Raw genomic sequence first — 25,682 nt, 5'->3', positions numbered from 1 at the left:
GTTGCGGCGAGTACGCTGCGGTCGTGCCGGCCGCTCAGCCCAGCCGCCGCACTTCGTTCACGCCGGGCAAGGCATCCAGCTTGCCCAGCAGCGCCGACAACTGGTCGTAGTCGCTGACCTTGAGCCGCAGGCGCAGCTGCGCCCGCCCGGTATCGCGCACGTTGTCGCTGTTGATCTCCAGCACGTGCGCGTCTTCCTGCGCGATCAGGTTGGTGATGTCCTTGAGCAACCAGCGCCGGTCCACCGCGCGCACCTGCACATCCACTTCATAGCCGCTGCCCGCCTTGCCCCATTCCACCGGCAGCACGCGCTGCGGATGCGCCGCTGCCAGCCGCGCCAGCGCCACGCAGTCGCTACGGTGCACGGTAATGCCACGGCCGCGGGTGAGGTAACCGGCAATCGGCTCGCCGGCCACCGGCTGGCAGCACCGCGCCAGCTGCACCAGCAAATTGCCCACGCCCTGCACGGTGAACTTGGACTTGCCCAGCCCCTCGCGGCGCGCGGTCGGACGCGGCGGCGCAGGCACTGCCGGCTGCGAGGCGGCGCGCTCGGCTTCCAACAGCGCACGGCTGACCTGGTTGGGGCCGGTGTCGCCCAGCGCCACCTGGATATAGAGATCATCCACGCTATCGGCGTGAAACTTGCGCGTCGCCACGCCCAGGTCGGCCTGCTGCAGGCCCAGCCGCTTGAGTTCGCGGTCGAGCAGTTCCTTGCCGGCCTGCACGTTGCGGGCGCGGTCGAGCTTGTGGAACCAGGCACGCACCTTGTCGCGCGAACGCCCGCTGGCCAGGAAGCCGTTGGCGGCCAGCAGCCAGTCGCGGCGCGGGTCCGCTTCCTTGGCGGTCATGATCTCCACGCGGTCGCCACTGCGCAGCCGGTAGGTCAGCGGCACGATCCGGTCATTGACCCGCGCACCACGGCAGCGGTGCCCCACCATGGTGTGCACGTGGTACGCAAAATCCAGCGGGGTGGCGCCCTGCGGCAGATCGATCACCTCGCCCTTGGGGGTCAATGCATACACACGGTCTTCGATCAGCTCGGCATCCAGCGCGCCGGCCAGCTCGCCATGGTCGCCCTCCTGCACCTGCTCCAGCAGCTGGCGCATCCACAGGATCTTGCGGTCGAAGGCCTTTTCGGCGCCCTTGCCGCCCTCCTTGTATTTCCAGTGCGCGGCCACGCCGAGCTCGGCCTGGGCGTGCATCTGGTGGGTGCGGATCTGGATTTCGATGGTGCGCCCTTCCGGGCCGACCACGGCGGTGTGCAGCGAGCGATAGTCGTTGGCCTTGGGCCTGGCGATGTAGTCGTCGAACTCGCTGGGCACCGGCGTCCACAGCGAATGCACCGCACCCAGCGCCGCATAGCAGGCAGCCACGTCGTCCACCATCACCCGCACCGCGCGGACGTCGTAGAGCTGGTCGAAGGACAGGCGCTTTTTCTGCATCTTCCGCCAGATGCTGTAGATATGCTTGGGCCTGCCGCTGACCTCTGCGCGCAGGCCTTGCTGGGCCAATGCATCGAACAGGGTGCGTTTGACCGCGTCGATGTAGCGCTCGCGCGCGATGCGGGTTTCGTCCACCTCGCGCGCGATGCGGCGATAGGTCTCCGGCTCCAGGTGCCGGAACGCCAGGTCTTCCAGCTCCCACTTGACCTGCCAGATCCCCAGCCGGTTGGCCAGCGGCGCATGGATGTCGCGGGTGAGCTGGGCCAGCGCGCGGCGCTGATCTTCGCTGAGGCGGTCGGCCACGCGCATGCGTGCCAGCTGCCGTGCCAGCAGGATTGGCACCACGCGCAGGTCGTGGATGATCGACAGCAGCAGCCGTCGCAGGCCTTCGCTGTTGCGCCCGGCATCGCGCCCGGCGTGCAGCGCCCACACCTGATCGGCAGCGTCCAGACCATCCAGCAGGCCCTCCACCGCCACGCGGCGCTCGGCCGGTTGCCACGGCAGGCCGGCAACGCAGGCGCGCAGGCTGGGCAGGTCGAACAGCAGTGCCGCGATCAGGGTGGCTTCATCAGCGGCCAGCAAGGCCAACGCATCCAGCGTATCGCTCAGCAAGGTCCACGACCCGGCGGCGGGCGCGGCGGGCGGCGCATGCTGCCAGGCCTGTGCCAAGGCCTCGCGCAGTGCAGGGGCGATCGACGCGACAGCCGGACGCTGCAGCAAGGCGTGCAGGCAATCGAGCGAAGAACTGGTCACAGCAGTGGACACGGGCAGGCGACATTCATGGAGACTGATGTGTACGGTAACGTGCGCGTCACCATCCCCACAACGCACGGTGTTGCGGATGCCGCGCGGCGTGGCCACCGCTGCGCGGATGCCCGGTTCATCCGGCAAGGCGTTGGCTGGCCACGCTTGCATGAGACCTCGCGCACATCGCTGCACGCCGCACATTGCGCAAGCGCGTGTTTTTACGTGCCCTTTACAACTCGGCCTAGCCGCCTGCCTATGCTCCATGGACGCCCCCACGGCATCCCGCTGCGGTGGCGTTCCCCCATCAACTACGAGGTGAGCCGATGAAGACCTGGAAAAAGCCGGTAGTGCGTGAAGTCAACTGCGGCGCCGAAATCAACTGCTACGTCTCTGGCGAGTTTTGATCCGGCCACGCACAGGCGCTACCGCCCTTCCCTTCGATGCATGACCGGCGCTTGTCGGCAGTGTAGGTAACAGCTCTCCATGCGCATCATTGTCCTGGGATCGGCGGCCGGCGGTGGGCACCCGCAATGGAATTGCCACACGCCCGCCAGCCGGCGGGCGTGGCAACAAGTCGACGGTGCCCAGCGTCGCACGCAGGCCAGCATCGCCGTGAGTGCCGATGGGCACCATTGGGTGCTGGTCAATGCCTCCCCCGATTTTCGCCAGCAGCTGCTTGCAACGCCCGCGCTGTGGCCGCAGCAGGGCCTGCGGCATTCGCCGATCGAAGCGGTGCTGCTAACCAGCGGCGAGATCGACCATATCGCCGGGCTGCTGTCGATGCGCGAGAGCCAGGAATTTTCGCTGCATGCCAGCAGCCGCGTACTCGACCTGCTGGCGCAGAACCCGATCTTCGACGCCCTCAATCCGCACTACGTGTCGCGCCAGCCCTTTGCACTGGACACGCCACTGGCACTGCTGGGCCTGCAACTGACGCCATTTTCGGTACCGGGCAAGGTTCCGCTGTTCATGGAATCGCGCAGTGGCGGCGACCTGGCCGGTTCCAATGAAGAAACCCTGGGCCTGACCATCGACGATGGCCGCCACCGCGTGCACTACATACCCGGCTGCGCGGCCATGACCGATGCGCTGCGCACGCGTCTGCGCGGCGCCGAACTGGTGTTCTTCGACGGCACGCTGTGGCGCGACGATGAAATGGTGCAGCTGGGCGTCAGCCAGAAAACCGGCCAGCGCATGGGCCATCTGAGCATCGATGGCCCGGAAGGCACCATGGCCGCGTTCGCGCCGCTCGATGTGGCGCGCAAGATCTTCATCCACATCAACACCACCAATCCCGTACTCGATCTCCATTCGCCCGAATACGCCAACGCGCGCGCCAACGGCTGGGAAGTTGCGCACGATGGCCTGGAGATCACCCTGTGACCGCCCTGCTCACCCCGGACCAACTGGAAGCGGACCTGCGCACCATCGGCGCGCGCCTGTATCACGACCAGCACCCGTTCCATGCACTGCTGCACGATGGCAGGCTCGACCGCGGCCAGGTGCAGGCCTGGGCGCTTAACCGCTTCGAATACCAACGCTGTATCCCCTTGAAGGACGCGGCGATCCTGGCGCGCATGGAAGACCCGGGGCTGCGCCGCATCTGGCGCCAGCGCATCCTCGACCATGACGGCAACAGCGCCGCCGATGGCGGCATCGCGCGCTGGCTGCATCTGACCGACGCGCTGGGCCTGGACCGCCACCTGGTCGAATCCGGACGCGCACTGCTGCCGGGCACGCGCTTCGCGGTGCAGGCGTATCTGCAGTTCGTGCGCGAGAAGAGCCTGCTCGAAGCGATTGCCTCCTCGCTCACCGAGTTGTTCGCGCCCAACATCATCGGCCAGCGCGTGGCCGGCATGCTCAAGCACTACGACTTCGTCTCTCCCGAGGCCTTGGCCTACTTCGAGCATCGCCTGACCGAGGCACCGCGCGATTCGGATTTCGCGCTGGATTACGTCAAACAGCATGCCGATACGGTGGACAAGCAGCAGTTGGTCAAGGCGGCACTGCACTTCAAGTGCTCGGTGCTGTGGGCGCAGCTGGACGCCTTGCACCTGGCCTACGTCACGCCGGGCATCATCTGGCCGGATGCGTTCGTCCCCGACCGCGCTGCCAGCCGGGCCGCCGCGTGAGCAGCATCGCCCACGACAGCCAGCCGGCCCTGCGCGCAGGCGTGCGCCTGCAGCACGACCGCGCACGCGATCAATGGGTGCTGCTCGCACCCGAGCGCGTGGTCGAACTGGACGAGATCGCCTTGGTGGTGGCGCAACGTTTCGACGGGACGCGCTCGCTGGCGCAGATTGCGCAGGAGCTGGCAGCCGAATTCGACGCAGACCCTGCGCAGATCGAGGCCGACGTGATCGAACTCACCGCCACCCTGCATCAGAAGCGTTTGCTGAAACTATGAGCAGCGCCGTGCCGCCACCGCCGCTGTCCGTGCTGCTGGAGCTGACCCACCGCTGCCCGTTGGCGTGCCCGTACTGCTCCAACCCGATTGCGCTGGCTGCACTGCGTGAAGAGATGGATACCGACGGTTGGCGTTCGCTGCTGCAGCAGGCCGCCGACATGGGCGTGTTGCAGGCGCATTTTTCCGGTGGCGAACCGATGCTGCGCAAGGACCTACCAGAGCTGGTGGCGCACGCGCGCGCACTTGGCCTGTACAGCAACCTCATCACCTCCGGCGTGGCCGGCGGCGAGCCGATGCTGGACCAGTTGCAAGCGGCCGGGCTGGAGCACGTGCAGTTGAGCGTACAGGACGTGGACCCGGCCGGTGCCGATCGCATTGCCGGGTATCGCAACAGCCTGTCCAGGAAGCGCGAATTCGCAGCCGCCGTGCGTGCGCGCGGCCTGCCGCTGACGCTCAACGCGGTGCTGCACCGGCATAACGCCGAACGGGTGCCACAGATGATTGCGCTGGCGCTGGAATGGCAAGCCGAGCGCATCGAAGTGGCCCACACCCAGTATTACGGCTGGGGCCTGCGCAATCGTGCGGCCTTGATGCCCAGCCGTGCGCAGGTGATGGGCACCATTGCGGCCGTAGAGGCCGCACGGCGCGAACTTGGCGACCGCCTGGCGATCGACTTGGTCACCCCCGACTATTACGCACGCCAGCCCAAGCCCTGCATGGGCGGCTGGGGCCAGCGCTTCGTCAACATTTCTCCGCGCGGCGACGTGCTGCCCTGCCATGCGGCCGAAACCATCGAAGGCATGCGCTTCGACAACCTGCGCGATCATACGCTGGCCGAAATCTGGAACCACGGCGACGCCTTCGTGCGGTTTCGCGGCACCGCGTGGATGCCGGAGGTGTGCCAGGGTTGCCCCAAGCGCGAGATCGACTGGGGCGGCTGTCGCTGCCAGGCGCTGGCGCTCAGCGGCGACGCCGCCACGCTGGACCCGGTGTGCGAGCGCGCGCCCGCGCATGCGCAGGTGCGCGCCATTGCCGAACGCGAAGCCGCGGCGGTGGCACCGGCGTTGGTCTACCGCCGCCCGGTACGCGCCGAACGCGTAGCTTCCATGGCCGACCTCACGCCGGACTAGACGCCCCCCGACAGCGTCTACACTAGCGGTCTCCTACTGACGGATGGCTCCCATGTCGCTCGCGCGCCGCATTCCTCTGCTGGTCTGCCTGACCCTTGCGTTGACCGCCACACCCGCGCTGGCCCAAAGCGCCGTACAGGGCGACCTGCAGTCGCAGATGAGCGCCGAGCAGTTCAAGGCCGCCGGCCTGGACAAGCTCAGCGCCAGCGAACTGGCCGCGCTCAACAATTGGTTGCAGGGCAAGGTTGCCAAGGAGGCCGCCGTGGTGGTCGAGCAAGCCAAGGAAGCCGGCCGCCAGGAGATCATCGTCAAGAACCGCGGCTTCTTCGACTTCGGCAGCAAGGAGCCGATCGAAAGCAGCATCGTGGGTGAGTTCAAGGGGTTTTCCAAGGGCCGTGTCTACTCCCTGGCCAATGGCCAGGAATGGGAACAGACCGATGCAGCCAGCTTGTCGGGCGTGCGCAAGGATGCCCCGAAAGTGAAAATCAAGCCGGGCGTAGTCGGCGTGTGGTATCTGCAGATCGAGGGCTACAACACCCCGGCCAAGGTGCGGCGGANATACGCATTGAGTCGACCAGAGCGAAGTCACGAGGACTTTCCCAGTAGGAGCGCGCCTGAGCGCGATGAGGCGTTACCGGTAACGCCTCATCGCGCTCAGGCGCGCTCCTACTGGGAAAGTCCTCGTGACTTCGCTCTGGTCGACTCAATGCGTATGGATCGTGATGTCCTGGATTTGGTGACGTGCAAGACTTGCGATCTGGAAAGGGCCTGACCGCGTCCTTCTCACTCGACCTGCTCCACGCTTGAATTGGCGCGCCGCGCTGTTTCCGGAGGACACGATGCGCTTGATGACGTATTGCAACATTGCATGGTTGGTGCTTGTCACCGGATCGGCGCTGGCATCCACCGCGACCGATCGCTGCGCCATCTCGCCGGAGGTCGGGTTTGACCAGGCGCTGGTCTGCTACCACGATGCAGTGGAGCAACAACCCTTGGTCTATACCCGCCTGGCCACCAGTACGGTCAACGGCGTGGAGCGGCGCGATTATCTGCTGACCTCGCAGACCTGGTCGCCGGAGTCACTGGTCACTCCGGCGGTGTGGCAGCACGACGTGGCGATCTACCTGCCCACCGATGCGTTGCCAACCCGCGCTGTACTGTTGTCCACCAACGGCACCCGCAACGCCGCGCCCGAAAGCCCCGCCCAGCCGCCCAGCGAACTGCCGTCCGAAGCACTGGCGGCGCTGGCACGGCGTAGCCGCACCGTGGTCATCGCAGTGAGCGATATCCCCAATCAGGCCCTGACCTACCAGGGCGATGGCATGCCGCGTCGCGAGGACGACAGCGTCGCCTACACCTGGGCGCAATTCCTGAAGGCACCGCAGCAGCGCAAGACCATGCCGCTGCATGTGCCGATGGCCGCTGCCATCGCGCGCAGCATGTCGCTGGCCGAGCGCGAACTGGCGCCGCTGAACATTCATCGTTTCATCCTTGCCGGTGCCTCCAAGCGCGGCTGGGCGAGCTGGCATGCCGCCATCGCCGACCAGCGCGTGGAGGCGGTGGTGCCATTCGTGATCGACATCCTCAACATGCCGGCCGTGCTGGACCATATGTACCGGACCTACGGCGGACATTGGCCGATTGCGTTCAACGCCTATGCCCAGCAGGGGATCACCAGCCAGCTGCAGACGCCGGAGTTCGCGCAATTGGTCCAGCTGCAGGATCCGCTCAGCTACCTGCACACGCCGTACCGCAAGCGGCTGTCGATCCCCAAGTACATCGTCAACGCCAGCGGCGACGACTTCTTCCTGCCGGACAACACGCAGTTCTTCTACGACGCGCTGCCGGGCAGCAAGGCCCTGCGCGTGGTACCCAATAGTGGACACAAGGACATCCGCGCCGTGATGGTCGACACCTTGGTGCCTTTTGTCACCCGGCTACAACAGCGGCGTTCGCTGCCGCAGCTCAGCGATGCACTGGAGGCAGGAGCAATCCCTCAGATTCGGTTGCGCTTGTCCGAACGCCCGATCCGGTTGCAGCTCTGGAGCGCCAGCAATGCACAGGCACGCGACTTCCGCTACGCCTGCGGCATTCGCTACAGCGCCACCCCGTTGGAGCTACCGCGCGGCGGCAGGATCACCGTGCCGGTGCAGATGCCTGCGCTCGGCTGGAGCGCCTATTTCATCGAAGCCACCTACGCAGATGGATTGGTCGCCACCAGCCAGACCTACGTGCTGGGCAAGCAGCAGTACCCAACCCAGGCACCACCGACCGACAATGCTGCCTGCAGCACGCTGCCGGGCGCAGCGCATAGCGCTGCTTCGCACTGAACAACGGCCCCGGCGCGTGCCGTTGCAGTGAAGCCAAGAATTCTTCGTAGCAGCGCGCTGGCGCGCGCTGCGGCATTACCAGGAACGCCCCAGCGCGCGCCAGCGCGCCCCTACCTCAGCCGCGCAACGCCGCCACCCGCTGCGCCAGTTTCTTCGCCGACACGCCGGACTTGGCCCCCAGCTCCTGCGCGAATACCGACACTCGCAGCTCTTCCAGATCCCAACGCAGCGCCTGCCAATCGGGGCGCTGCTGCAGCCCGCGCGCAGCCGCGTCCTCCAATGCGTCCACGAACGGCTTGAGTTCCAGCATGCGCGCCTGGTCACGCGCCGGGTCGCGCTTGGCACGTTCGGTGCGCAGGATCATCGCCTTGAGATAGCGCGGATAATTGGCCAGCGCTTCGGCCGGGGTCTGGCGCAGGAAGCCGGCATGCACCAGGTTACGCAACTGTTGCTCCATATCGTCCAGGTTGCCGCGCGCCCAGCCCATCAACGGGGCTTCCAGCAGCGGCTTCAATTCGGCCACCGCACCCAGGATGCTTTCGGCCAGCCTGAGGCGTTCCATCGCTTCGCCGAACAGGCGCTTGATCGCATCGTCGCGGCGCTGCGCAAACGCGCCCGGGTCGCGGATTGCGCCCAGTCCCTCGGCCAGCACCGCATTGAGCGCGGCATCGACCAGATCGCCGCGCAGGCGTTCCTGCGATTCGATCGCCGCATACAGCAGCCCGGTCTTGGGCGACACCGGCAGCTGCTTGCGCGCCTGCTTGATCTTGTCGGCCAGGGCGATTTCCAGCAGCCGCCGCACGCCACGCGGATGCGCCTGCACCGCTTCGTTGCGGTCGGCGAAGATGCGTAGCGCTGCATCCTCGCCCTGATCCACCAGCGCCGGATACGCCGGCACACCGGCTTCGCCGGCCACCTGCTCGGGGATCGGCGCAGCCGGAAAGTCGCGCAGGCCTTCGGCGGCCAGCGCACGCCCCGCACGTGCGGCAAACGCTTGGCCGGCACGGTCGCCGAAACGCGCGCGCAGCCCATCCAGATCGCGCGATTCGGCCAGCACCTTGCCGCCGTCATCGCGCAGTCGCAGGTTCATCAGCAAATGGGTATCCAGCGCCTGCTCATCGAAGTCCAGCGCTGTCACCTGCACGCCGGTGGCCTTGGACAGGAAACGCGCCAGCTCGCCGCGCATGTCGTCGGCCGACGGCAGGCTATAGGCCTCGTAGAACGCCCGGCCAAAATCCGGCGCCGGCACGAAATTGCGTCGTTGCGCCTTGGGCAGGCTGCGGATCAGCGCCGACGCCTTGTCGGCGACGAAGCCCGGTGCCAGCCAGGACAACCGCGCCGGATCCAGTGCATTGAGCAGATGCAGCGGCACCTCCAGCGTCACGCCATCGTCGATGGCGCCCGGCTCGAAGCGGTAATGCAACGGCAACCGCGCATCGCCCAGTGGGAAGTATTTCGGGAATCGGTCGGCCTCGCTGCCTTCGCCGGGCAGCAGATCGTTCAAGCTCCAGTGCAGGCTGCGGCGCTTGTCGGTCGGCAGCGTCTTCCACCAGGCGTCCAGCCCGCTGGCCGAATGCAGCTCGGCCGGAATGCGGTCCAGATACCAGCGCGCCTGCCAGTCCTCGTCGGCCACGATACCGGCGCGACGCAGCTTGGCCTCTTCCTCGCGCGCCTGTTCCAGCACGCGCAGGTTGTCGGCCACGAACGCTGCGCGCGTGGTGATCTCGCCGGTCACCAGGCCCTGGCGCACGAACAGGTCATGCGAGGCCGCCGGATCGATCTTGCCGAAGTGCACCGGCTTCTTCGGCGCCAGCACCAGCCCGAACAGACTGATCTGCTCGGACGCCACCACCTGCCCCTGCGCGCGCGACCAATGCGCATCGAAATGCTTGCGCGCCAGCAGATGCCCCAATTCGGCGATGGCCCAATCCGGCTCGATCGCCGCATTGGTCATGCCCCAGACTTTCTGCGTGTCCAGCAGCGTGGCGGCCAGGATCCACGGCGGCGGCTTGCGTGCCAACGCCGAGCCGGGAAACGGCACGAAGCGGCGCTGCCGTGCGGCCAGGAAATCCCCTTTTTCGGTGCGGTGGCCGATCTGCGTGGGCAGGCCGGCCAGCAGCGCGCGGTGCAGCGCCTGATACGCCGCAGCACGTTCACGCTCGCTGGTGCGTGCCGATGCCTCGGCGGCCTCGGCCTGCCGGTTGGGCGGAACCGCTGCAGGCTGCACGGATGGCGCAGCCGGATCGGCCTTGCCCTCGCGTGCCAGCCGCGCGGCGCGGTGCAGCTGCCCGCGCGTGGGCCGGTTGGCGTTGTGGCCATCGGCGCTAGCCGGCGCGCTGGCGCCGGCTAGCAGCGGCGCCAGCATTGCCGTGGCCGGCTCCTCGCTCCAGCCCAGTTCTGCGCACAACAGACGCAGCTGCCGATGCAGTTCGCGCCACTCGCGCATGCGCAGGAAACCCAGGAAATGCCGGCCGCACCAATCGCGCAACTTGGACTGGGTGAGGTCTTCGTGCACCTGCCGGTACGCCTCCCACAAGCGCAGGATGCCGACGAACTCCGAGCGCGCATCGGCAAACAGCGCATGTGCATTGTCGGCCGCCTCGCGTGCTTCGGGTGGGCGCTCGCGCGGGTCCTGGATGCCCAGGAACGCTGCAATGACGATCATCTCGCGCAGGCAGCCGTGCTGCTGCGCAGCCACCAGCATGCGTGCCAGCTTGACGTCCACCGGCAGGCGCGCCATCTGCCGGCCGATGGCGGTCAAACGCCGCTCTGCATCGATCGCACCCAGCTCCAGCAATTGCTGCCATCCGTCTGCGACCGCACGCTCGTCCGGCGCTTCCAGGAACGGAAAGTCCTCGATCCGTCCCAACCCCAGCTGCAGCATGCGCAGGATCACCCCCGACAACGACGAGCGCCGGATCTCCGGATCGGTGAAGGCCGGGCGCGCGGCAAAGTCGGCTTCGGCATACAGCCGGTAGCAGATGCCCTCGGCAATCCGCCCGCAACGGCCCATGCGCTGGTTGGCGCTGGCCTGCGAAATCGGTTCGATATGCAGGCGATCCAGCTTCTGCCGCGGGCTGTAGCGTTTGACGCGGGCAAAGCCCGGGTCCACCACATAGCGGATGCGCGGCACCGTCAGCGAGGTCTCGGCGACGTTGGTGGCCAGCACCAGGCGCCGACGCGGGCCGGGGTTGAACACCCGGTCCTGGTCGGCCGCAGAGAGCCGCGCATACAGCGGCACCACTTCGGTGTCGCGGTACTTGCGCCGCTCCAGGGAATGATGCGCATCGCGGATCTCGCGCTCGCCCGGCAGGAACATCAGCACATCGCCACGCGGGTCCAGGCGGGTGATCTCGTCGATCGCCGCCACGATGGCATCGTTGACGGTGCGTTCGCCGTCGCGCCCGGCAGCGTCGTCATCCCCGCCCGCCTCGCCGTCGAGCGGCCGATAACGCACGTCCACCGGGAAGGTCCGGCCTTCCACGCTGATGACCGGCGCGTTGTCGAAATGCTGGGCAAAGCGCTCGGTATCGATGGTGGCCGAGGTGACGATCAACTTCAGGTCGGGGCGCTTGCCCAGCAACTGTTTGAGATAGCCCAGCAGGAAATCGATGTTGAGGCTGCGTTCGTGCGCCTCGTCCACGATGATGGTGTCGTAGGCCGACAGCCAGCGGTCGCTGGCGATCTCGGCCAGCAGGATGCCGTCGGTCATGAACTTGATGCGGGACTGCTCGCCTACCCGGTCGGTGAAGCGCACCTGAAAGCCCACCGTGGTACCGAGCGGCGTCTTCAGCTCGTCGGCCACGCGTGCGGCCACCGCGCGCGCGGCAATCCGGCGCGGCTGGGTGCAGCCGATCATGCCGGCCGCACCGCGCCCTGCGGCCAGGCATAACTTGGGCAGCTGGGTGGTCTTGCCCGAGCCGGTCTCGCCGGCGATCACCACCACTTGGTGGTCGCGGATCAACGCAATGATGCGCTCGGCCTCGCGCGCGATCGGCAGCTGCGCATCCAGGGTGATGGCCGGCTGTTGCTCGGCACGCGCCTGCCGCTGCGCCTGCGACGCCGCCAATGCGTGCTCGAACGCCTCGCGCGCCTGCACGTTGCCCGGCTTGCCATGCCACCGAGACCACAGGCCCAGCAAGCGCCCACGGTCGCGGCTCATCGCGCCATCGACGGCGCGGCGACGCTCGCGCAAGGTATCGGCAAGGTCGGTGTCGATAGCGCTCATTGATTGAGAAATGTGAAAGATTGAATGACGTTTGATCCTTTAGTCTGTCTATTGTGACGCCATATCTGTTCCACCAGACAACCAACCCTCGGTAAGGACCCTCCCATGTCCAAGAAAAAGAACGCCAACAAGCCTGTCGTCGTCAACGATGCCCTGCCGGTCGCTGCCGCCTCCGCGCCGCATATCGATATCGGGATCAAGGACGCCGATCGCAAGCAGATCTCCGACGGCCTGGCCCGCTACATGGCTGACGCATTCACCTTGTATCTGAAGACCCACAACTTCCATTGGAACGTCACCGGGTCGATGTTCAACTCGCTGCACACCATGTTCGAAACCCAGTACACCGAGCAGTGGGCGGCGCTGGACGAAGTGGCCGAGCGCATCCGCGCCCTGGGCTACAACGCACCGGGCTCGTACCGCGAATTCGTCGCACTGACCTCGATCCCGGAAGAGCCAGGCCTGAGCGACAGCGCCGACTGGCGCGAGATGGTGCGCCAGCTGGTCAGCGGCAACGAAGCGGTCTGCCGCACTGCGCGCAAGGTGCTGGGCACCGCCGACAAGGCCGGCGACGACCCGACCGTGGACCTGCTGACCCAGCGCCTGCAGACCCACGAAAAGTACGCCTGGATGCTGCGCTCGCTGTTGCAGTAACCCCTCGGGCGTCGCCCCTTTGCGTTTGAGCCCTCTCCCGCCGGGAGAGGGTTGGGGTGAGGGTGCAGGGCGAAGCCCGCGTCATCCCAACCGCACAAGCCTTCAGTCAATACCCCGCGCCCCCACACACAGCACATCGCGGCAATCTCCGATCTGCCGTCGCGCACAACTGCCCGCATGCCATCCGACCTGGGCTTGACCCGCGCGGTATCCTAGCGACATGTCTTCCCCCGCACACGAACTGCTCAGCCGCGTCTTTGGCTACGACGCCTTCCGCGGCCCGCAGCAGGCCATTGTCGAACACGTCGCCGCCGGCAACGACGCGCTGGTGCTGATGCCTACCGGCGGCGGCAAATCGCTGTGCTACCAGGTGCCGGCGCTGCTGCGCGATGGCATCGGCATCGTGGTCTCGCCACTGATTGCGCTGATGCAGGATCAGGTCGAGGCGTTGCGCCAGCTCGGTGTACGCGCCGAATTCCTCAACTCCACCCTGGATGCGGAAAACGCACAGCGGGTAGAGCGCGCCCTGCTCTCCGGCGACCTGGACCTGCTGTACGTGGCGCCGGAACGGCTGCTGACACCGCGCTTCCTGTCGTTGCTGGAGCGCAGCCGCATCGCGCTGTTCGCCATCGACGAGGCCCACTGCGTCTCGCAATGGGGGCACGACTTCCGCCCGGAATACCGCCAGCTCACCGTACTGCACGAGCGCTGGCCACACATCCCGCGCATGGCGCTGACCGCCACCGCCGACCCGCCCACCCAGCGCGAGATCGCCGAGCGCCTGGACCTAGTGGAGGCGCGCCACTTCGTCAGCTCCTTCGACCGCCCCAACATCCGCTACACCGTGGTGCAGAAGGACAACGCGCGCAAGCAGTTGCAGGAGTTCCTGGGCCGCCATCGCGGCTGCGCCGGCATTGTCTATGCGATGTCGCGGCGCAAGGTCGAAGAAACCGCCCAGCAGCTATGCGCGCAAGGCTTCAATGCCCTGCCCTACCACGCCGGCCTGCCGGCGGAAGTGCGCGCCGAGAACCAGCGCCGCTTCCTGCGCGAGGACGGCATCATCATGGCCGCCACCATTGCTTTCGGCATGGGCATCGACAAGCCCGACGTGCGCTTCGTGGCGCACGTGGACCTGCCCAAATCGCTGGAGGGCTACTACCAGGAAACCGGTCGCGCCGGCCGCGATGGCGAGGCGGCCGAAGCGTGGCTCTGCTACGGTCTTGGCGACGTGGTGCTGCTCAAGCAGATGATCGAACAGGGCGAAGCGGCCGAAGAGCGCAAGCGCCTGGAGCGCGCCAAGCTCGATCACCTGCTCGGCTATTGCGAATCCATGCAGTGCCGCCGCCAGGTGCTGCTGGCCGGCTTCGGCGAGACCTATCCCAAACCCTGCGGCAATTGCGACAACTGCCTCACACCGGCCGCCGCCTGGGACGCCACCGTGGCTGCGCAGAAGGCGCTGAGCTGCGTGTATCGCAGTGGCCAGCGCTTCGGCGTGGGCCACCTAATGGACATCCTGCGTGGCAGCGAGAACGAGCGCATCAAGCAGCTGGGCCACCACCAGCTGAGCACCTACGGCATCGGCCGAGATCTGGACGAACGCACCTGGCGCAGCGTGTTTCGCCAGCTGGTTGCCGCCAGCCTGCTGGAAGTGGACAGCGAAGGCCACGGCGGCCTGCGCCTGACCGACGCCAGCCGCCAGGTGCTCAAGGGCGAGCGCCAGGTGATGATGCGGCGCGAAAATCCATCCGCCGGCCGTGAGCGCGAGCGCAGTACCCAGCGCACCGGCCTGCCAGTGCAGCCTCAGGATCTGCTGCTGTTCAATGCCTTGCGCGGCTTGCGCGCGGAACTGGCCAAGGAGCAGAACGTGCCGGCCTTCGTCATCTTCCACGACAGCACGCTGCGCAATATCGCCGAACAACGCCCGACCAGCATCGACGCCCTGTCGCGCGTAGGCGGCATCGGTGGCGGCAAGCTGGCCCGGTATGGCGCGCAGCTGATCGAGATTGTCCGCGAACAAGGATAAGGCGCCCCGCCAGCGTGGCCCCCGGCCAAGCGACAGCGGGCATTCAATCAGGCGTTGCTACCGTCGCCTCAGAAGCCGCGCACGCTACCCGTCCTTCCTGTAGGGTCGAACCGATGACATCTCGCCTGTTCCTGCTGGTCACACTCCTCGTCGCCGGTGACGCACTCGCCCAGGCCGGCGATGCCAGCACCGGGCAAGCCGCCGCACGCGCGCTGAATCTGAGCGTTCCACAGGCCCCGCTGCAGTACCGTTCCGACCCGGAGTACAGCACGGACCCGCCGGGCACGTTCTACGGCGACAAGCGCGGCCCCCGGCCAGTCTCCACGCGCCCGAGCGCGGCTTCACTCGCTGCCGAACGCGCCGAGCAGTGCCAGGGCAAGTTGCACGGGGCGGTGGAGACCGGCATCGGTTATTCCAGCCGTGGCGGCAACAGCAACTGGCAGGCCGCCAACCTGAATTCCTGCAAGACCTATTACGACGACGGCGACGACGCGCATCAGATCGGCGTCAGCATCAGTATTGGGCGTGGCGAAGGCCCAGTGTTCGGCCCGCGCTATGCGCCTGGCTATGGCCCGGGCCCGTTCGGCTGGTAACCATACGGCTGCGCCTGCGTTGACGAAGGATTCACTGCTCCATCGCCGAGAATGGGGCCTGCCTTGCGAGACACGTCCATGCTACCCAACAGGGATCGGCCAGTGGTCTTCGTCGTCGAAGACGGCGACGGCACACGACAACTCAGCTGCCTTGTGCTGGAGAGCTACGGATTCACCTGCCGTAGCGCGGGTTCGGTCGAGGAAGCCCTGGCACTGATCGAAACCGACCCGCGCGTGGACGTGCTGTTTTCCGACATCCACTTTCCCGGCGGCCTGACCGGCGTGGACCTGGCGGTCAAAGCCACACATGCGCCGTACAACCTGCCGGTATTGCTGACCTCCGGCCTCGCAGTCGAATATGTGGAAGAGATCCTGCCCGACGGTGTGGCCTTCCTGGAAAAACCCTATACCCCCGAGCAGTTGCTCACCGCCATCCGCAGCGTGATGGCCAAGCGTCGCGTGCTGTCCAGCCCAACCGCGTAACGCCGACGCATCACCAGGAAGGCATGCGCATGCATGTTGTTCGTCGGACGCCTCCATGGGCAATGACAGCATCGCGCTGCGACGACACCGGTCGCGGCACCACCGTGCTGCCGGCCAGGTAAAGCACCTGCCGCGGGTTGATCGCGATGCTCGATGGACCCACTCCGTTCCCGATGGAGCCATCGGTCTCCAGGCAGGGCCCATCGCCTGGGTTATGCGTACTGCCAGACTCACCAGCACTCCGCGCATTTCACGCCATCAATCAGTGGGCTCGCTAGGCTGATTGCCAGTGCAGCGCATCGCTGCAAAATTTCAGGAGAATCCCATGGGCGACAACTCGTTTCTTTCGCCAGCATTCGTCATCTTGGTCATCGGCGTCATCGCTGTGGTGTTGTGGTTGGTGACGCGCGCCAAGAAAAAACGCAACAAGAAGTGAGCCTGCTGGCGGCGGTGCCACGCGATGATCGGCACCGCCTGGCCGCTCCGATCGCCACACAGCGATCGGGTGCTGACCAGGCACGGGAGGCGACTTGAACACTGGTGGCTGCCACCAGGACGAATACGGCGCAACGGGGCGCAACATCCGTCCCTATCGCAGCGCAGCGCTCAGAAACGCTCACCTGCCGGCAGATAGCGCCATTGCCCGCTGACCAGCCTGCCCAATGACACCCGGCCGATGCGGAGCCGACGGATCCCGACCACGTCCAGCCCCACCTCGCTGCACATGGCACGCAACTGGCCCGGCTGCACGTGCTTGATCGCGAACCGTAACCGTTGCTCGCTCTGCCAGCTCACCTTGCACGGCGGCAGGTGCCGTTGCCGATACACCATGCCCTGCGTCAATCGCGCCATGCCATAGGGGTGCAGCGTGCCACGCACGTCCACCACGTATTCCTGCTCGATGGACGCGGCATCTTCGGTGAGCCTGCGCAGCACGCGGCCGTCCTGGCTCAGCACCAGCAGCCCGCTGGCCTCCTCGTCCAGCGCCAATGGTGCAGACAGGCGCAGGAAATGACGCTTGAGGATGCGTGTCGGCAGCGGGTCCAGCTCGCTGCGCGATGCTGCAGTGGCCAACGCCATCGCTGCATCTGCGGACAGTCCCGCCGGCTTGTGCAACAACAGCGTGGCAGGTTCGGCGGGCGCGAGAACGGCATCGGCCGCCAGGCTCACCTGGGCGGCGACCGCCAATGCTTGCGGCTCTTCCACCACTACCCCGTCGATGCTGACCCAGCCGCCTTCGATGTACTGCTGCGCCTGGCCACGCGAGCAGCCGAACAAGGCGGCAACGCATTTATCCAGGCGAATGGGATCGGACATCGGGCAAGCTCGGTGGCGGGGATGGCAGTGTACGTGGTGACCGCCGGCAACGCGCGCTGCGCTTGCCCCACCCTACGCCGCCCGCGCGTCCTGCCCGCCCGTACCGCATCGCCGATGGCGATACGACGCGATGCAGCGCAGTCAGCCTGGTCTCGTGTTTTCCAGCTGCAGCAGCGCCGCCTGCAGGTCACGAAACTGGAACGGCTTCTGCAACCCATGACGATGGCGAAAGCGCTCCGGAATCCCGCTCTGCGCATAACCGGTCACGAAGATATAGGGCACGCCACGCGCGTCCAGCGCTTCGGCCACGGGAAACGACAAGCTGCCCCCCAGGTTGACGTCCAACACGGCAAGATCCACCACGTTGCGATGGACGACCTCCAGCGCGGCATCGACATCGCCCACGGTCGCAACCACCTGGTATCCCAGTTCGACCAGGCAATCCTCCAGCAGCATCGCCACCAGCGATTCGTCTTCGACCAGGAGTACGCGCAAGCTCACGAGACCAGTGCCTCGGGGGCCGTCGCCAGCGGAACGACAACCCGAAAGCGGACCCCGCCCGGTTCGAACGACAGCGCCGCCTCGCCCTTGAGATCGTGTGCCAGGCCGCGCTCCAGCAGGCGCGAACCGAAGCCCCTGCATGCCGGCGGTTGCACCGCCGGCCCCCCGGACTCCTGCCAGACCAGTTCCAGTGTCCGCCGACCGTCCCGATCGTGCAGTTCCCATGCGATGTGCACCCGGCCTTGGTCCGCGGACAATGCGCCGTGCTTGAGGGCATTGGTGCACAGCTCGTGCAACGCCATCGACAGCGCCAGCGCACGGCGCGGATCGAGCCGGCAGGGCGCTCCCTGCAAGATGAAGCGCGGGCTGTCGCACGATTCGTACACTGCGGCCGCGTCGCGTGTCAGTTCCTGGATATCCGCGCCGACCCAGTTTTCCCGCGTCAACGTATCGTGGGCGCGCGATAGCGCCAGCAGCCGCGCGTCGATCTTTTCGTGCGCATCGGCCAGGTTGGCGGCGTTGGCGAAGGACTGCCGCGCCAGCGACTGCACCATCGCCAGCGAATTCTTGACCCGGTGATTCAGTTCGTTGATGAGCAGTTGCAGATGCTGCGCATGCTGGGTGTGTTCGGTGATATCGCGGGTGGCCCCAGCGATTGCCTCCACCTTGCCGTCGAGCCCGAATACCGGGGTGAAGATGTAGTCGTAGATGCGCAGCCCGTTGACCGAGTGCGGAAATGGCACCTCGCCACGCAGTGGCTGACCGGTGGCGATCACCCGCTCGATCTCCCTGTCATGCATGGCCGCATGCCAGGGCTCGTAGCCCAGTTCCAGGCACGTCTTGCCACACGCCTCTTCCCAGCGCAGGCCCCACATCGTCAGCAGCGCCTGATTGGCGTAGACGAAGCGGTGACGGGTATCGAACACATACAAGAGGTCCGGTATCGCCTGTAGCAAGGCCTCGTAGATACGCGACTTTGCGGCGTCTTCCTGATGCATGGCCATTGACGACCTGGTCCTGAAGTTGCAACACGTTGAGTGGGACCGGCTGGTGGGACGATTGCACGGGCGCCAGGCCTGGATGACCTGTCTCCAGCGCAGTAGCTGCCACAACATCGCCGCACCTGCGCGGCAACGGACTCTCGACAGGCTGCAGCGCTTGGTTAGCCACTCTAAGTGGAACGCCGTGAACGCCTCATCATCGGCACGGACTACCTCCATGTTCAATAAGGCATACCGCAGAGCACCACGGCGGGGCCGCTTCGACCCTGATTTTCCGGCAACTGCAATAGTTGCTGCGATCAAGATCCACTACACCGCATGACGTCGGAATTACCCCAACTGGACAATCACTCACTGCCAGCGGACGCATCGCGCCGTTTCGGCGGGCAAGCCTCCTGGCCGCTCGCCACGCCGCGCGCGGACGCTGTCCGCCAGCGGCGCTGTCGCCGCATCCTGCCGTCCCTGTTAGCCTTGCACTTTGGATTTTTCTGCGTTGATGGTCATGAAGAAAGCTGTGGTTCTGTTGTCCGGCGGCATGGATTCGGCCGCCGTCGTCGCACTCGCGCAGGAGCAGGGCTTCGCCGTGCACGCGCTGAGCGTACGCTACGGTCAGCGCCATACCTCCGAGCTGGACGCCGCCGCACGCGTGGCAGCGGCGCAGGGGGTGGTTGCGCACAAGGTGGTCGAGGTGGATTTGCGCAGCATCGGTGGCTCGGCACTCACCGACGACATCGACGTCCCCGATGCCGGCGGCGAGGGTATTCCCGTTACCTACGTGCCTGCACGCAACACCATCATGCTGTCGCTGGCGCTCGGCTGGGCCGAGGTGGTCGGCGCCAACGACCTGTTCTGCGGCGTCAACGCCGTGGATTACTCCGGGTATCCGGATTGCCGTCCCGAATTCGTGCGCGCGTTCGAGGTACTGGCCAATCTGGCTACCAAGGCCGGCGTGGAAGGTGCCGGCATGCGCGTGCACGCGCCACTGCAATTCCTCAGCAAGGCCGACATCGTGCGCGAAGGGCTGCGGCTGGGCGTGGATTTCGCGCTGACCGTCTCCTGCTATCGCGCCGATGCCGCCGGGCGCGCCTGCGGCCACTGCGACGCCTGCCGCCTGCGCGCGGCCGGTTTCGCAGACGCCGGGGTCGCAGACCCCACGCATTACGCGATTTCGCCTTGACGCCTGGGTAGGGTAGAATGCGCACCCCGACGCGCAGTCGGGGTAGCGGGCCGTTAGCTCAGTCGGTAGAGCAGAAGACTTTTAATCTTTTGGTCGATGGTTCGAATCCATCACGGCCCACCACCTCCAGCACCGCGTGCATGCCATGCCCGGCCGCTTCGCTCCCCCAGTCGGTTCACCCCATGCATCGTCGCTCCCGTGGCCTGCAAGCGCGCGCGTGGCAAGACAGGTGTTGATCGCAAGCCCCAAGCGGAGCCTGCGGTGCGTGTAGGGCAACCGGCCACGGCATGCGGGTGTCAACGACCGGGTTCGTCATTCCATAGCAGCTTGTGCAGCTGCATCTGAAAGCGTACCGGCAAGCGATCGGCGACGATCCAGTCGGCCAGCTGGCGCGGGGTGACTTCGCTCTTGCTGGGCGAAAACCACACCGTGCAACGACGGTCCAGTGCGTGGCTGGCGACGCGCTCGCGCGACCATTGGTAGTCGGCCCGGCTGCAGATCACGAACTTGATCTGGTCGCGGGCGGTCAGCAGCGGCAGGTTGTCCCAGCGGTTGCGATGCTCCTCGCCCGAGGCGGGGGTCTTGATGTCCACCACCCGCGACACGCGCGGGTCGACCTCGGCCACGTCCAGGGCGCCTGAGGTTTCCAGCGACACGTCGAAGCCGGCGTCGCACAGCTGTTTCAGCAGCGCCAGGCAGCGCTTCTGCGCCAGCGGCTCGCCGCCGGTCACGCAGACATGGCGCACACCATGGCTGGCGACCTCGGCGACGATGGCGTCGATATCGTGCCACTGCCCGCCGTGGAAGGCGTACGCAGTGTCGCAATACTGGCAGCGCAGCGGGCAGCCGGTCAGGCGCACGAACACGGTCGGCCAGCCGGCGGTGTCGGCCTCGCCTTGCAGGGACAGGAAAATTTCGGTGATCTTCAATCGCGGCAACGGCGACTGGACGATCTCGCTGGGGACGGCGGCGGCGTTCATGGGCAAAGTATGCGCCGCGCCGAAGGCACGAGCGCGACACGGTTCAGCGCAGTTGCTGACCGAGACGAATGGACTGCAGGCGCTCCTGCGCAACGCGCGCGGCATCGGTGCCGGGGTACTGCGAGACAACCTGCTGCAAGGTTTGCTGGGCCTGGTCGTTCTTGCCCGCGCCGTACTGCGACAGGCCAAGCTTCAACAGGCCGCCAGCGGCCTTGTCGTGCGTGGGATAACGGCTGACAAGGTCGCGGAACTGCGCCTCGGCCAGCTGGAAATTACGGGTGGCGTAGTAACTTTCGCCCAGCCAGTACAAGGCATTGGGGGTGTAGACGCCATTGGGGTACAGCTGGAGAAAACTCAGGAACAGCTGCGAGGCGTCGTCGTACTTGCCGTTCTTCAACGCATCGAACGCAACGTTATAGGCGGTGCGCTCTTCATTGCTGACGGCCAGGGTGCCTGGATCGCCATGCACGCTGGGCGGCTTCTCGGAAGTGGCCGCCGCTGCAGGCCGCGCGGCCTGAGCCGGGGCGGGGGTAACGCTACCGGTGGCTGAGGGCAATGGCGGTGTTGTGCCACCTGCACCTTCCAACCGATTCAGGCGTCCGTCCAGGTCCAGATACTGGTCCTTGGATTGCTGCTTGAGTTGCTCGTTGTCGTGCTGCAGCTGTTCAACGGTCGCGCGCAAGCCCTGCAGGTCAGAACGCGCCTGCTGCAGTTGGTTGAGGAGATCGTTATTGGCCTGGCTATTGGCCTGCTGTTGCTCGAGCACGGCCACACGATCAGCGAGACTGGCTCGCTGGGCGTATGCCGGCGCGGCGACCACCAGGGCCGCCGCGACGAACAGGGATGTCACTCGAAAGCGCATCGCTTCTTACTGAGCCGTGTACACGATTTCGACGCGACGGTTCTGCGACCAGCAGCTTTCGCTGGTTTCGGTGCAGACCGGACGCTCTTCGCCGTAGCTGACCACGGTCAGCTGGCTGGCCGAACCACCGGCAGCCTGCAGCGAGGAGGAGACCGCGTTGCCGCGACGCTCGCCCAGACCCATGTTGTACTCGCGCGAACCGCGCTCGTCGGCATTGCCCTGCAGGGTAATGCGCGAGGACGGACGGTCACGCAGGTACTTGGCGTGGCAGGCCATGATGGCCTGGAATTCCGGCTTCAGGGAGTCCTGATCCAGATCGAAGTAGACCACGCGCTGGCGCAGGCAGGCATCGGTATCCAGGTCGCCCGGGCCGTACAGGCCGGAGGTGGACGGGCCGGTGGGAACGGAGGAACCGGCGGTGGTATCGGTTGCGGGAGGCGGAGTTTCCTTCACCTTCTTCGAGCAACCAGCCAGCACGGCAACGGACAGCAGGGAGACAAGCAAGACGCGGGTGGACTTGTTCATGGGATACCTATGGAGGCTCTGGGCCAATGAGTGGTTTAACGCAGCGAAATATTAACATTAATGCGCGGTTCGGTAAGGCCCCCAAGCGGGTTCTCTCACATCACCATCGGCCAGAACCAGACGCTGGCGGACCCGAGCGTCGGCGGATACGGCGTAAAGCACACCCCGGCCACCCTCACGTGCGGCGTACAACACCATGCTGGCGTTGGGCGCGAAGCTCGGCGATTCGTCCAGCGAACCCGGCGACAGCGTGCTCCAGCTAGGCGAACCCAGGCTGCGATCCATCATCGCAATGCGGTAGCTGTTGCCGCTGCCCTGCGCAACGGCAATCTTCTTGCCGTCGAACGAGACACTGGCGGTCGCGTTGTAATTGCCCTGAAAGGTCACGCGGTTGGCGCTGCCGCCGCTGGCAGCCACCTGGTAGATCTGCGGACGGCCGCCGCGATCGGAGGTGAAATAGATGCTGCCGCCATCCGGCGCCCAGGTCGGCTCGGTGTCGATGCCGAAGTGGTTGGTCAGCTGGGTCAGCTGCTTGCTGCCCAGATCCATCACGTAGATCTCGGGGTTGCCGCTGCGCGACAGCGCCAGGGCAAGCCGGCGACCGTCAGGCGAGAACGACGGTGCACCGTTGATGCCGCGGAAGCTGGACACCAGCTCACGTGCGCCGGTGGCGATGTCCTGCAGGTAGATCGATGAATTGCCGCGCTCGAAGCTCACATAGGCCAGCTTCTTGCCATCAGGGCTCCAGTTCGGCGACAACAGCGGCTCGGCCGAACGCACGATGGTCTGCGGGTTGTAGCCGTCCGAATCGGCCACCATCAGCGCATAGCGCATGGCGCCGCCCTTGCCGCTGGCGGTGACGTAGGCGATACGGGTCCAGAATGCGCCGCGCACACCGGTGATCTTTTCGTAGATCGCGTCGGCCATCTGGTGCGAGACATCGCGCATCGCATTGGCACGCGCAGTCATCGCCAGCCCGAGCAGGCGCTCGCCCTTAGCCACGTCGAACAGTTCGTACTCGACGCGATAGGCGCCCTCACCTGCGTCCATCACCCGGCCGACGACGATGTAGTTCTGCTTGAGCGTGCGCCAGGTCTGAAACTGCACCTCGGTGCCACGGGTCGGCTTTTCGACGATCTGCGCGGCGGGCAGCGTGCGGAACTGGCCGGAACGATCCAGGTCGGCACCGACCACGGCCGAGACGTCGGTCTGCGGCGCTGTTCCGGAGCCCTGGTAGGGCATGGGGACAACGGCAATCGGCGTGGCCGAGGCGCTACCGCCCACGATGTCGATGGTGAGCCCTTGCTGCTGCGAGAGCGCGCTCAGCGGCAACAACAGGGCGGTCAGGGCAGCTAGCCAACGCAGCGGTTTTTTCATGGACGGCTCGGATCGGGCAGGAAAAGTGGGCAAGGGATACCAATCAGCGAGTGAACATACTCGCAATCATGAACGCGACCGCGTGAAAATGGAGCAAGCGGAAGCTTGGCACAGCCGGAAGCTTGGCACAGCGACTCCGTGAAGCGACAGCAGGGTGGAACGAGGCCCGGCCAGCAGCATTGGAGTTGCGTGCCAAGCTCGGATACACCCCGCAGCCGCCGACACCAGGCGCCCATGCGGCATCTGCCGGCCAGCAGACGCCGGGTACGGGCATCATTGATCCTGCGCGGTGAACACGAAGGTCAGGTTGCGCTGGAACACCGATTCGAAGCCGCGATACGGCAGCGGCTGCGCGCTCAATACCGCCGCTTCGATGGAGCGCTGGCCGGCCTCGTCGTACGGGCAACCCGGCGCGACCTTGGCCTCCATGACGCTGCCACCGGGCAGCTGACGGATGTTGATGGTGCACTTCTGGCCGGGCGGCACGGAGGGCGGACGCACCCACTGCGCCAGCACCTTCTGCTGGATCGCAGCAGCGTACTTGGCCGACAGGTCAGTGCTGGTACCGCCCTGCCCTGCGGTCGGCTGCGCGCTGGTCGCTGCGGCGGCCGAGGCCTGCTGCGCGCGCGCGGCGGCCACCTGGCGCAGCTTCTGCTCGGCCAGCGCCGCTTCCTTGTCGGCCTGCGCGCGCTGGCGGCGGATATCGGCGATCTTCTTCTCACGCTCGGCGTCCGCTGCCGCCTGCTGCGCCGCGGCCTGTTTCTTCTTGGCGTCGTCTTCTTCCTGCTGCTTGGCCAGGCGCAGTTTCTGCTCGGCCTCTTCCTGGCGCTTGCGCTCGGTCAGGTCGATCTGCTCCTGGCGGCGCTTGGCTTCCTGCTCCTGCTTGGCCTTTTCGGCAGAAATGGCCAATGCATCGACCTTCTCCTGATCGACCTTGTCCGGCTGGGCCACGCGCTCCTGCGCCTGCGCCTGCTGCGGGGTGGGCGCGTCCTGCGGGCGCGGCTCGGGAATCGGCTGCGGCGGCGGCACGCTGTCTTCGGGGGCGGGTTCGGGCAGCGGGGCCGGTGGCGGCGGCGCCTCCACCGGGGTGGCCTTCAGCGCCTGGCGGGCCACGCGCGCGTCGGCGGCGGACACGTCCAGCGAGGCCTCCATGCTGGAATCACCTGCGGCCGGTTCCACCGAGCGTTCCGGCGACCACAGCCAGCCGGCGATGAACACCAGCGCGACCAATACGTGCACGACCAGGGCCAGGACCACCGGCCGCAGCCAGCCGTCCTCGCGCGAACCTTGCGTGGGGAATGCGTCAGCGTGCATCGCTGCCTGCAGTGCCGCCGGAGTCGGAAATCAGGCCCACCTTCTCGACCTTGGCCTGCTTGAGCACATCGATGGCGTCCATGATTTTCTGGTACGGGGCGGCACGATCGCCGGCCACCACCACGCGGGCGTCCTTGTCCTGCGCCACGATGGCGGCCAGTTGCGCCTGCAGCGCCGCCACGTCCATTGCCTGCGGCTTGCCCTTGGGCAGTTGCAGGGCCAGTTGGCCATCGGCGGCGACCACCACCACCACCGGGTCCTGCTTGCTCTCCAGCGCCTTGGCGCGCGAGCTGGGCAGGCTGACGTCGGTGCTCAGGGTCAGCAACGGTGCGGTCACCATGAAGATGATCAGCAGCACCAGCATCACGTCGATGTACGGCACGACGTTGATGTCGGATTTGAGCTTGCGCTTCTTGCGGCGGGAAATACCGGAGATCATCGCGAAACGTTCCTAATTAATCCTCGGCGCCGGGTGTCAGCGGGGTCGCGCGGTGCCCAAGTGCGGGGCAGACGCGCATGACGCTGTGCATCGACGCGACTGGCTCGCCCGGCGACTTCCCGCATCAAACCGTGCGGGTGCATGCCGGGGGCG

General features: G+C 66.4%; 22 protein-coding genes, 1 tRNA gene and 1 pseudogene. 13 read left to right on the top strand and 11 right to left on the bottom strand.

Annotation, left to right across the window (positions count from 1 at the left end):
• Nucleotides 1-34: 34 nt before the first annotated feature.
• Nucleotides 35-2,332: a RelA/SpoT family protein gene (locus tag XcuCFBP2542_RS08490; RefSeq protein WP_425478017.1), complete on the bottom strand. Its 2,298-nt coding sequence runs from the start codon at nt 2,330-2,332 to the stop codon at nt 35-37.
• A gap of 179 nt (nt 2,333-2,511) precedes the next feature.
• Between XcuCFBP2542_RS08490 and pqqA the strand changes: the two genes are divergently transcribed.
• From pqqA to XcuCFBP2542_RS08455, 7 genes and pseudogenes are all read left to right on the top strand, one after another.
• Nucleotides 2,512-2,592 carry a pyrroloquinoline quinone precursor peptide PqqA gene (gene pqqA / locus XcuCFBP2542_RS08485; RefSeq protein ID WP_002812057.1) on the top strand — a complete coding sequence of 27 codons (81 nt, stop codon included), beginning with the start codon at nt 2,512-2,514 and terminating at the stop codon, nt 2,590-2,592.
• 79 nt (nt 2,593-2,671) lie between these two features.
• Complete coding sequence (gene pqqB / locus XcuCFBP2542_RS08480) at nt 2,672-3,571, top strand: pyrroloquinoline quinone biosynthesis protein PqqB (RefSeq protein ID WP_104603156.1); 900 nt, start codon at nt 2,672-2,674, stop codon at nt 3,569-3,571.
• Nucleotides 3,568-4,320: a pyrroloquinoline-quinone synthase PqqC gene (gene pqqC, locus XcuCFBP2542_RS08475; protein WP_104603155.1), complete on the top strand. Its 753-nt coding sequence runs from the start codon at nt 3,568-3,570 to the stop codon at nt 4,318-4,320. The genes pqqB and pqqC overlap by 4 nt, the downstream gene beginning before the upstream one ends.
• The gene (gene pqqD / locus XcuCFBP2542_RS08470) at nt 4,317-4,595 is read left to right on the top strand and encodes a pyrroloquinoline quinone biosynthesis peptide chaperone PqqD (protein WP_104603154.1); all 279 of its coding nucleotides are present in this window, start codon (nt 4,317-4,319) and stop codon (nt 4,593-4,595) included. Before pqqC ends, pqqD begins: the two co-directional genes overlap by 4 nt.
• Nucleotides 4,592-5,725 carry a pyrroloquinoline quinone biosynthesis protein PqqE gene (gene pqqE / locus XcuCFBP2542_RS08465; protein ID WP_104603153.1) on the top strand — a complete coding sequence of 378 codons (1,134 nt, stop codon included), beginning with the start codon at nt 4,592-4,594 and terminating at the stop codon, nt 5,723-5,725. The genes pqqD and pqqE overlap by 4 nt, the downstream gene beginning before the upstream one ends.
• A 52-nt stretch (nt 5,726-5,777) precedes the next feature.
• Nucleotides 5,778-6,282 (top strand): annotated as a pseudogene (locus tag XcuCFBP2542_RS08460) (hypothetical protein); the annotation flags it as partial.
• A 282-nt stretch (nt 6,283-6,564) separates the two neighbouring features.
• Entirely contained in the window at nt 6,565-8,055 is a 1,491-nt protein-coding gene (locus tag XcuCFBP2542_RS08455; protein WP_104603181.1) for a PhoPQ-activated pathogenicity-related family protein, read from the top strand.
• 115 nt (nt 8,056-8,170) lie between these two features.
• On the opposite strand, the gene hrpA is transcribed toward XcuCFBP2542_RS08455, so the two are convergent.
• Nucleotides 8,171-12,283: an ATP-dependent RNA helicase HrpA gene (hrpA, locus tag XcuCFBP2542_RS08450; protein ID WP_104603152.1), complete on the bottom strand. Its 4,113-nt coding sequence runs from the start codon at nt 12,281-12,283 to the stop codon at nt 8,171-8,173.
• Nucleotides 12,284-12,388: 105 nt separating this feature from the next.
• On the opposite strand from hrpA, the gene XcuCFBP2542_RS08445 reads away from it, so the two are divergent.
• The 4 genes from XcuCFBP2542_RS08445 (at nt 12,389) to XcuCFBP2542_RS08430 (ending at nt 16,036) form a co-directional block, all read left to right on the top strand.
• On the top strand, nt 12,389-12,937 hold the full coding sequence (locus tag XcuCFBP2542_RS08445; protein ID WP_104603151.1) for a Dps family protein: 549 nt from the start codon (nt 12,389-12,391) through the stop codon (nt 12,935-12,937).
• Between the two features lie 220 nt (nt 12,938-13,157).
• Nucleotides 13,158-14,960 (top strand): DNA helicase RecQ, encoded by a 1,803-nt coding sequence (gene recQ / locus XcuCFBP2542_RS08440; RefSeq protein ID WP_104603150.1) that lies wholly within the window; start codon nt 13,158-13,160, stop codon nt 14,958-14,960.
• A 113-nt stretch (nt 14,961-15,073) separates the two neighbouring features.
• Nucleotides 15,074-15,553 carry a hypothetical protein gene (locus XcuCFBP2542_RS08435; protein ID WP_104603149.1) on the top strand — a complete coding sequence of 160 codons (480 nt, stop codon included), beginning with the start codon at nt 15,074-15,076 and terminating at the stop codon, nt 15,551-15,553.
• A 78-nt stretch (nt 15,554-15,631) separates the two neighbouring features.
• Nucleotides 15,632-16,036 carry a response regulator gene (locus tag XcuCFBP2542_RS08430; protein ID WP_104603148.1) on the top strand — a complete coding sequence of 135 codons (405 nt, stop codon included), beginning with the start codon at nt 15,632-15,634 and terminating at the stop codon, nt 16,034-16,036.
• 606 nt (nt 16,037-16,642) lie between these two features.
• Here XcuCFBP2542_RS08430 and XcuCFBP2542_RS08420 read toward each other — a convergent pair.
• The 3 genes from XcuCFBP2542_RS08420 to XcuCFBP2542_RS08410 all read right to left on the bottom strand — a co-directional run bounded on the left by XcuCFBP2542_RS08420 (nt 16,643) and on the right by XcuCFBP2542_RS08410 (nt 18,858).
• Nucleotides 16,643-17,353, bottom strand: coding sequence for an rRNA pseudouridine synthase (locus XcuCFBP2542_RS08420; protein ID WP_104603146.1), 711 nt, complete (start codon nt 17,351-17,353; stop codon nt 16,643-16,645).
• A gap of 141 nt (nt 17,354-17,494) precedes the next feature.
• Entirely contained in the window at nt 17,495-17,854 is a 360-nt protein-coding gene (locus XcuCFBP2542_RS08415) for a response regulator (protein WP_104603145.1), read from the bottom strand.
• The gene (locus XcuCFBP2542_RS08410; protein ID WP_104603144.1) at nt 17,851-18,858 is read right to left on the bottom strand and encodes a sensor histidine kinase; all 1,008 of its coding nucleotides are present in this window, start codon (nt 18,856-18,858) and stop codon (nt 17,851-17,853) included. Before XcuCFBP2542_RS08410 ends, XcuCFBP2542_RS08415 begins: the two co-directional genes overlap by 4 nt.
• Nucleotides 18,859-19,357: 499 nt before the next feature.
• Between XcuCFBP2542_RS08410 and queC the strand changes: the two genes are divergently transcribed.
• Both queC and XcuCFBP2542_RS08400 read left to right on the top strand, forming a co-directional pair.
• On the top strand, nt 19,358-20,032 hold the full coding sequence (queC, locus tag XcuCFBP2542_RS08405; protein ID WP_104603180.1) for a 7-cyano-7-deazaguanine synthase QueC: 675 nt from the start codon (nt 19,358-19,360) through the stop codon (nt 20,030-20,032).
• A gap of 47 nt (nt 20,033-20,079) precedes the next feature.
• Nucleotides 20,080-20,155 (top strand) — tRNA-Lys (locus XcuCFBP2542_RS08400).
• A 173-nt stretch (nt 20,156-20,328) separates the two neighbouring features.
• Here XcuCFBP2542_RS08400 and queE read toward each other — a convergent pair.
• The 6 genes from queE to tolR form a co-directional block, all read right to left on the bottom strand.
• Nucleotides 20,329-21,012: a 7-carboxy-7-deazaguanine synthase QueE gene (queE, locus tag XcuCFBP2542_RS08395; RefSeq protein WP_104603143.1), complete on the bottom strand. Its 684-nt coding sequence runs from the start codon at nt 21,010-21,012 to the stop codon at nt 20,329-20,331.
• Nucleotides 21,013-21,055: 43 nt separating this feature from the next.
• Nucleotides 21,056-21,874 (bottom strand): tol-pal system protein YbgF, encoded by an 819-nt coding sequence (ybgF, locus tag XcuCFBP2542_RS08390; protein ID WP_104603142.1) that lies wholly within the window; start codon nt 21,872-21,874, stop codon nt 21,056-21,058.
• Nucleotides 21,875-21,880: 6 nt separating this feature from the next.
• Nucleotides 21,881-22,399, bottom strand: a complete 519-nt coding sequence (gene pal, locus XcuCFBP2542_RS08385; protein WP_016904129.1) for a peptidoglycan-associated lipoprotein Pal — start codon at nt 22,397-22,399, stop codon at nt 21,881-21,883.
• 57 nt (nt 22,400-22,456) lie between these two features.
• On the bottom strand, nt 22,457-23,776 hold the full coding sequence (tolB, locus tag XcuCFBP2542_RS08380) for a Tol-Pal system beta propeller repeat protein TolB (protein ID WP_104603141.1): 1,320 nt from the start codon (nt 23,774-23,776) through the stop codon (nt 22,457-22,459).
• A 273-nt stretch (nt 23,777-24,049) separates the two neighbouring features.
• Nucleotides 24,050-25,090: a cell envelope integrity protein TolA gene (gene tolA, locus XcuCFBP2542_RS08375; protein WP_104603140.1), complete on the bottom strand. Its 1,041-nt coding sequence runs from the start codon at nt 25,088-25,090 to the stop codon at nt 24,050-24,052.
• The gene (gene tolR / locus XcuCFBP2542_RS08370; RefSeq protein ID WP_104603139.1) at nt 25,080-25,529 is read right to left on the bottom strand and encodes a protein TolR; all 450 of its coding nucleotides are present in this window, start codon (nt 25,527-25,529) and stop codon (nt 25,080-25,082) included. The genes tolA and tolR overlap by 11 nt, the downstream gene beginning before the upstream one ends.
• Between the last annotated feature and the right edge of the window lie 153 nt (nt 25,530-25,682).

This window comes from Xanthomonas cucurbitae (genome assembly GCF_002939885.1).
Classification (GTDB): domain Bacteria; phylum Pseudomonadota; class Gammaproteobacteria; order Xanthomonadales; family Xanthomonadaceae; genus Xanthomonas; species Xanthomonas cucurbitae.
This window is presented reverse-complemented; position numbering and strand designations above follow the sequence as displayed.